This window comes from Psychrobacter sp., from assembly GCF_018260395.1.
In the GTDB taxonomy this organism is placed as follows: domain Bacteria; phylum Pseudomonadota; class Gammaproteobacteria; order Pseudomonadales; family Moraxellaceae; genus Psychrobacter.
The window spans coordinates 1-4,904 of the sequence record NZ_JAGLBC010000163.1; the positions used below are offsets into that span (position 1 = coordinate 1).

Below are 4,904 nucleotides of genomic sequence, written 5' to 3' on the forward strand. Positions count from 1 at the left end.
ATATTTATTATAAAAAGTAGGCTGACTTAGCGAAGCGTAACCCACCAAAAAAGTAAAACCAATATTATTATAAACATAAAATTGGTGGGTTACGTTTTATCAAAGCCTCTTCGAGTTTTTATAAAACTTACACCACCCTACCCAGTTTCGAAACCTACGCATAATTTGTAGAGCAATCGTTGGTTTAAATGCTTTGTTGGCGCGCTACCTACCTAAGCATCCATAATCAATTCAGGCTTTTTATCTAACAATCGCATCAATGTTACTGCTGCTCCAGTTGGATTTCTCGTGCCCTGCTCCCAATTTTGTAAAGTACGTGGGCTAATATTCAGCTTTTCAGAAAACTGCAGTTGACTCAAGCCTGTTTTGGCTCGAACCATCTTAATATCAGGAACATCATGGCTAAACTGTCGGCTCGGTTCAACCTCACCTTTAGCAATATCTAGGGCTTGGCTTAATGATTGCGATAAATCATCGTAAAATTCATTCGTCATGGTTATATACCTCTTTGATTTGTTGGATCAGCTTGTATAAGTTAGACTTCTCTTGACTCGACAAACTTACTTTCTTATTTTTAGGGTAAGCAAGTAGCATAAAAAATATGCCCTGACTATTTACATAATAGTAAATAATACGCACGCCACCACTCTTACCTTGGTTTAACGCCCATCTTGTCTTTCTGATACCACCTGTACCCTGAATTAGACTCCCTTGTTCTGGATTCTCAATTAAATCTGATTGCAGCTGTTTATAACTGTCATCGTCTAACAACTTTATGACTTGTTTGGTAAATAACGGAGTCTCTATAAAATGTAACACCTAATATCCTTGGTTTTAATTTCTATTATATACGTCAATGACGTATAGTAAAGTAGTTTTTCCTTATTTTATCGTGTAGCATAGGTAATAACCCAATACAAGCGCTATTAATACATGGGTTTAACTAAATTTCGCCCACCCTACCTAACTAATTTTCAGTAAGTTAATAGGTACGCAAGGCGTACCCTACGGCTCATTCTTTCATCTGTTACTTTATGATAGCTAATCCATAAAACTTTCGGTTTTTATTTCAAAGGAGGCTGCCATGTCACTTGGGAAAATGGGTTACATCATTCTATTTATGTTCTTATCCTTGTCCTACTATATTCAAAACAAAGAAGTTAAAAGGCTTAAAGCCAGAATTTAGCAGTTAACCCCCGCTTAAAATTGTAGAATAACGTCAATGCAAACGTTTACCCAGAGTAAAGAGGTTTGTGCTGAAAGAATTAAGCTGAAATGCAAGCAAAATTCTTAACCATCAGTTTTGGGATGTTTTTAGACTAGATTGGAGTCAATAAATATAAGAGAATTTTAAGCATACTATAACTGCCTTCCTTTAATCAGTTCCTATTTAAAGTTATAGATTATAGCGGTATAAAAATTACTCTAAGAATCCGAACACCCCTAATAATATTGTACCTATCATGATTGAAAGCGTAATTACACGTATTAAAATTAGATATTTACTATCTTTTAAATAGGTTTCTGCACATAATAAGATAGCAACAGCAAGGAAAAATATTAGATGCATTTAAGTTATTCCTTAATGGCAATTTAAAAATTAGATAAAATAATCCGTTAAGATGTTAGCATCCATTAATAGATGACACTTCAGACTTCAGTAAATACTATATAGCTTATTTAAAAGAGGCACTCATGTCACTAGAGCAAATAGGTTATATGCTTTTAGTCATTGGCTTATTCATAGTAGTTTATACGCAAAAAAAGCAGATAGATAACCTAAAAGTCAGAATTGAGCAGTTAAGAAACCCTCAAGATTCTAATACCCGTAAAGATAAGCGTCTTGTGTATTTAGAAGAACACTTATCCCACCTTAACCACGTTCAGGCGGTTAAAGCGCTTAGAGAGAAATACCCTGAGCTTAGTTTGATTGAAGCCAATGAATTATGGAAGCAGAAGAATCATTAACGTAGGACTTTTGCAATGGCTTCTATTTCAGCCTGTTATAGGCGACTGGGGGTTATATATAGTACCTCAGAACCACCGTCCAGCCTGCGTATAGAAATGATTACCAATAAATAGCCGTCCATCTTAATTTTTGCGTAAGTACTATCACAATTACCTTATCAATTAAACAAAAGGTGCAAAGTTAAGCTTTAATTGCATTTCATTGCAAACTCACATCCAAAATCGTTTTAAGATAAACGGGCAACCCAAATTCTCATTCTATAAGGTAGCCCGCCATGCTAAAAAAAATATTTAAACCTAAGCCAAAATACGTCAAATTTGATGACCAATACACCACTTTAAGCGCAGAAGAATCAGCTCTAATTGATGTGATTAGTGCCGATATACGTAAGGAAGTTCAAAGCAGTAAAGGCAAAAATAAACTCGACTATCATGGTCGTGCGGTGCACACCAAAGGCTATTGTGCGCTAAAGGCACGCTTTGAAGTTTTGGATAACCTGCCTGCCGAGTATGCACAGGGGTTGTATGCCAAGCCAAGCACTCATGACGCGGTGATACGCTTTTCGAACGCTGCTGCAACCGTTGCCCCGGATAGACGACTGGGCTTAGCTATTGGGCTGGCGTTTAAAGTATTTGATGTAGACGGTCTTAAATTAACCCCCGATGAACCAAATGCTACCACAATGGATTTTGCGTTGGTCAATGCCCCTGTGTTTTTCACCAGTCAATTAAAAGATTATGCGTATTTGTCCAAGTTAGCATTTGCGTTCAATGGCTATTTGGCCAATGGATTAGCTGGCAAGGCCAAGTTTGGCTTTGATTGGTTAACTCAGTATGGCAAAGAGATTCCGCAATTTGAATCGTTTAAGACGTTAAATGCGTTTCGCAAGCTGGCCATGGTTAAGCCCAAAAACCCATGGCTCTATGAGTATTTTTCAATGGGTGCGGTACGTCATGGTGACTATATGGGCAAAATAAGGGTGACACTCACTTCAGAGTCCATCGCAAAAATTAATCATCCCGACATTAATCTGCTAAGTGAAGATGAAACTATTCGTAAAGCGTTGATAACAGAGATTAGCGAGCATGACCTTGAATTGGAGGTGCAAATTCAGTTATGCCGTAATCTTAAGAAGCAACCGATTGAGGACTTGACTCAAGAGTGGAAGGAAAAAGAGGCGCCTTTTGTCACAGTGGCTCGCTTAACGGTAATACGTCAGGATGTACCTGAAGACGGTAACTTTGATGCTATGGAGCATTTGTCATTTACCCCGTTTCGATGCTTGGAGAAGAATCGCCCCATTGGCCGTATTCAGCAGTCTCGCCTGCAAGCCTATCAAGCGTCATCCATAGAGCGTCATAAAGGCAATGCCTTAAAACGTGATGAGCCAAGTAGCCTCAAACAAGTTTTTGATAAGTAATTTTTAATGCTTTTTTTCGGTTAATAACTTAATAAGTATTTTTTGATAAGCCTCATAAGCTAATAAATAGTCCGTCTATTTATTAGCTTATCTCTATACATCAGTGTATGTATCTTGATTAGGTTGGTTGTTTTTTAGCTTGATTGTTCTTTAGCTTGATTGATATTTAGCTCGATTCTTTTTGTGCATAGTAAGGATCATTCTCTCTAAGCCACCAGTTCATATTATGTTGACGCTCTTTTCTAAAGGTATCAATGCGTGCTTCTATTTTTGGATGCAGACGTCGAGCACTATCGATTCCAAATAAGACCGGAGCACTTAATAATATGCCTTGTCGAAAAGGTACTTTTGGCAAGTTCAATCCATCACCCACATCGTCTCCTACTATAGTACGGGTCACACTAGCATTTAATAACTCGACCGCATGGCCACGCCACGTCTGCTTACCCATAATCTGTGAAGGTAGGTCGTGTAAAGCTTTGGCTAATGGTCGCCCTACTTCAAAGTCAAGCCTTTGTGCTGCCAAGTAAGTATAAAGCCACTCCCAAGCGTCTTGTTCTGTTTCGGGGATACGCTCTAAGTCCACACCCATCCACCACGTTGCTAGACGCCAAAGATGCATGATACCTTCAGCCTCCTCCTCACTAATGCGCGCACCTAGCCATCTTAGTCCTCGTGAAATAAGTAAAGAGAACTGTAAATGGGTGGCAATCATGTCAGACTGGTTAACTGGCTGTGCCCAATACTCAGTATCCCAGCCGTCTTTAATCAAGCCTTTTCGAACCCAGCTATGTAATTGACGGACTCGAATGGTTTGTCGCCACGCTTCGCCGCCAATTGCCAATGGCGTCGTATCGCCGGTAATTTCGGGATATTCCGACACCGCCATCATATAGCCATAGGTTCGATAGAGTCGTGCTAGAGCATCATGAACCAGCGAGCCTGTTTGGATAAGGGGTAGCGATAGCGCAGGAATACTATAACCTGCCATTAAAGCCACATTACGCAGAAGCCAAACGAGCGTCAATGGATAACGTCTATAGGCAATGGCTCCTTTTTCAGCAAGCTTCGCATCGAACCATGCAGGGTGCGTAGAAAACTGCCCCACCATCTGTTTGAATTCTGAATCCTCTAGCATATAGGCTTTATCTGAAGCTTTAAAAGCATCTTTATTCAAAATGGCATTTTGTAACTCATCGGCAAAGCGCTTATATTTATTCGTTAGTTTATCGGCCGCAGGATCTATAAGTTCATAGCCTTCAGCTATTTCGTCTAATATGTGTTTTTTTAACTTGTAACCTTTGGGTAAAATGAACTTTCGCATACGCTGCAGCACTTGTAAGTCCTGATTTTCAGCAGGACTAGCAGTACGGCCATAGCTATAAATACTTGATTCTAATAAGGCTTTATTGGCGTTTAGTCGGTGTTTGACTCGTTGCTTCGACTTCATGTGATATGTCCTAAGTAATCGAACAGAAATATATTATAATACCAACTTTCCATAACATTCATAAT

Annotated in this window: 5 protein-coding genes; 2 read left to right on the forward strand and 3 right to left on the reverse strand. The window is 39.1% G+C overall.

What is annotated here, in order from left to right; all coding sequences use genetic code 11:
- Positions 1–212 precede the first annotated feature (212 nt).
- Complete coding sequence (nadS, locus tag QZ265_RS09800) at positions 213–494, reverse strand: NadS family protein (protein ID WP_296405730.1); 282 nt, start codon at positions 492–494, stop codon at positions 213–215.
- Positions 484–819 carry a type II toxin-antitoxin system RelE/ParE family toxin gene (locus tag QZ265_RS09805; protein WP_296405732.1) on the reverse strand — a complete coding sequence of 112 codons (336 nt, stop codon included), beginning with the start codon at positions 817–819 and terminating at the stop codon, positions 484–486. Before QZ265_RS09805 ends, nadS begins: the two co-directional genes overlap by 11 nt.
- A gap of 876 nt (positions 820–1,695) precedes the next feature.
- On the opposite strand from QZ265_RS09805, the gene QZ265_RS09810 reads away from it, so the two are divergent.
- Together QZ265_RS09810 and QZ265_RS09815 are read left to right on the forward strand one after the other, a co-directional pair.
- Positions 1,696–1,968: a hypothetical protein gene (locus QZ265_RS09810; RefSeq protein ID WP_296405734.1), complete on the forward strand. Its 273-nt coding sequence runs from the start codon at positions 1,696–1,698 to the stop codon at positions 1,966–1,968.
- Between the two features lie 275 nt (positions 1,969–2,243).
- The gene (locus QZ265_RS09815; protein ID WP_296405736.1) at positions 2,244–3,389 is read left to right on the forward strand and encodes a catalase family protein; all 1,146 of its coding nucleotides are present in this window, start codon (positions 2,244–2,246) and stop codon (positions 3,387–3,389) included.
- Positions 3,390–3,555: 166 nt separating this feature from the next.
- On the opposite strand, the gene QZ265_RS09820 is transcribed toward QZ265_RS09815, so the two are convergent.
- The gene (locus QZ265_RS09820) at positions 3,556–4,839 is read right to left on the reverse strand and encodes an oxygenase MpaB family protein (protein ID WP_296405737.1); all 1,284 of its coding nucleotides are present in this window, start codon (positions 4,837–4,839) and stop codon (positions 3,556–3,558) included.
- Between the last annotated feature and the right edge of the window lie 65 nt (positions 4,840–4,904).